This is a genomic window from Arenimonas sp., from assembly GCF_019459675.1.
Taxonomy (GTDB): Bacteria; Pseudomonadota; Gammaproteobacteria; order Xanthomonadales; family Xanthomonadaceae; genus Arenimonas.
Genome location: NZ_JAIBFH010000350.1, coordinates 1 through 2,372 on the forward strand (window position 1 = coordinate 1; position 2,372 = coordinate 2,372).

The window sequence follows — 2,372 nt, forward strand, 5'->3', positions numbered from 1 at the left end:
GGCAGACGGCGGTGCCCCGCCAGATGGGCGCATTCCGCTTCGGTGAGTTCGAGATCGAGCCCCTGGCGGGTTTCAGCATCGAGGCGCGCGTACTGGGCCGCGAGGACTACCGCTTCGACCGGGGTGCGTCGCTGGTCCCCACCGACCTGGCGCTCGGCTGGAATGCCATGGCCAAGCCCGAGGTTTACCGTCGCCTCGACATTTCCCAGTCCGGCCGCTGGTATCACTACCGCTGGGGATCCGAAGGGCCGCCGCTGCCCTTGGACGAAATCATCCGCTCGAGCGCGAACATGCACCTGATCCCGGCCAACGAACAGGTGGCCGCGGCCCTGGCGCGCGTGAAGCCCGACCAGACCGTGCGCCTGCAGGGCTGGCTGGTGGAGGCTCGACAGGACAACTACGTGTGGCGAAGCTCGACCACGCGCGACGATTCGGGCGCGGGCGCCTGCGAACTGATCTACGTGTGCGCGCTGTCGTCGTTCTGAGCCGCTGAACCAGCCTGCCCGGCGGGCGAATCAGGCTTCGTCGGAAGCCACCCGTTCGGTTTCCGCCAGCGCCGCCGCTTCCCATTCTTGCATCGCCGGCAGCGCGAAGATGGCGCGCACATAGGCCGTGCCGGTCGCGTCCAGCGGCACGCCGTAGCTGCGCAGCCGGGCGCAAACCGGCGCGAACATCGCATCCACGATGCCAAACTGATCGCCGCACAGATACGGGCCATCGTGGCGATCACGAAGGTCGTTCCAGAGCTGCTGGACGCGCGCAACATCGGCGCCGGCGTGGGCGTCCCAGTGCGGCAGGCGCGGCTGGCGCCGCAGGTTCATCGGCATCTGGCTGCGCAGCGCGCTGAAGCCCGAATGCATCTCGGCCGCGGCGCTGCGCGCCACGGCGCGCTGCGCGAGGTCGGCGGGCCAGCCATTGCCGCCCAGCCAGCGCTCGTTGGCGTACTCGCAGATCGCCAGCGAGTCCCAGACCACCAGATCGCCGTCGTGCAGCGCCGGCACGCGGCGGCTGGGCGACCAGCGCGCAACCTGCGCGGCAAACCCGGGCGTGTCCAGCAGCAGGCGCACTTCGTCGAAGGCCACGCCGTAGTGGCGCAGCAGCAGCCAGGGACGCAGCGACCACGACGAATAATTCTTGTTGCCGATGACCAGGGTGGTTGCCATCTCGTGCGTCCTTGGCGTGCGGTGGGAAGGTTCAGCTGAAGATCTGGTTGCCGCCGTTCTTGGATGCGATTTGGGCGATGCGCGCAGTGCGTTCCACCAGGGCCGCGGCATCGCGTTCGTCCGGGCCGGCCTGGGCGATGCCAACGCTGACCGTCAGGCCTACCGAAACGCGCGGGTCCACCACCAGCCGCGACACCGCAGCGCGCAATTTCTCGGCGTAGTCGCGGGCCTTTAGCAGGGCCTTGCCGGGCGCCACCAGCAGGAAACCTTCGGGGCCGGATCGGCCCAGGATGTCGCCGTAGTCCACTTCGTCACGCAGCAGGTCGGCTACCGGCCTGAGGCCGGCATTGGCACTGGCCTCACCGCCTGTCTCGAGTAGCTTCGGCAGCTGGTCGACCGTGAAGTAGAGCAGGCTCAACGGCTGCTGCGTTTGCCGCGCCGTGTCCATGAGCTTGGCGAGGTTGCGCAGCAGCGGCTCGGTGCGCAGCAAACCGGTGGCCGGGTCGGCGTCGGCGCTGCGGCGCGCGCTGACCGTGCCGGCCGCCTCGCCGCCGGCCATGATCGCCACTGCCGCAAACTCGGCGCACAGGGCCAGCTCGGCGTCGGTGTAGGTGACATCCGCGCGGCGCTCCACCAGCAGCGCGCCCCAGCCGGGCTTGGGGATGGGCAGCGGGATGACCGCCAACTGCACCTGGTCCAGCGGACCCTCGGGGCCGTCGAAATCAATGCCCACCTGCTGGGGCGCGCGCAGGCGGCTGAGGTTCTTGAGCAGCGTGGCGCGCTGGGCCAGCAGCTCCCGGTAGCGGCCCTCGGCCTCCAGGGGCTCCACCTGCAGCAGATCCTCGCCGTCGTAGTGCATCGCCACCACCGCGGCCGACGTCTGCGCCAGGACCGGCTTGAGGCCATCAAGCAGACGCCGGAAGGCGATCCATTTCAGATCGCCGTCCGCAGCGTTGGCCAAGCCGGCCTGCAGGCTTTGGACGAGTCGCTCGCGCGCCACCGCGATCTTTTCCTCGGCGCTGGGCTCCGGCACGTGGGCGCGGCGGCGCTGCGACCAGCGCTGCATGCGCGCGCGCACCCACGGCAACATCAGGAACAGCGCGATGGTGACGGCCAGCGCGAGCTGCCAGCCGTACAGGCTGATCAACGTCGCCGGCAGTACCTGCGCATGGGCCAACTGGCGCACCAGCACCGCTGCCGCCGTCACCA

Annotated in this window: 3 protein-coding genes; 1 reads left to right on the top strand and 2 read right to left on the bottom strand. The window is 69.8% G+C overall.

All coding sequences use genetic code 11. From position 1 onward, the window contains the following. Positions 1 to 485, top strand: a 485-nt coding sequence (locus K0M70_RS11705; RefSeq protein WP_290782107.1) for a hypothetical protein, incomplete at its 5' end; no start/stop codon positions are given. Positions 486 to 515: 30 nt separating this feature from the next. Here K0M70_RS11705 and K0M70_RS11710 read toward each other — a convergent pair. Then, the gene (locus K0M70_RS11710) at positions 516 to 1,163 is read right to left on the bottom strand and encodes a glutathione S-transferase family protein (RefSeq protein WP_290782109.1); all 648 of its coding nucleotides are present in this window, start codon (positions 1,161 to 1,163) and stop codon (positions 516 to 518) included. Positions 1,164 to 1,194: 31 nt separating this feature from the next. Continuing rightward, positions 1,195 to 2,372, bottom strand: a 1,178-nt coding sequence (locus K0M70_RS11715; RefSeq protein WP_290782112.1) for a GGDEF domain-containing protein, incomplete at its 5' end; no start/stop codon positions are given.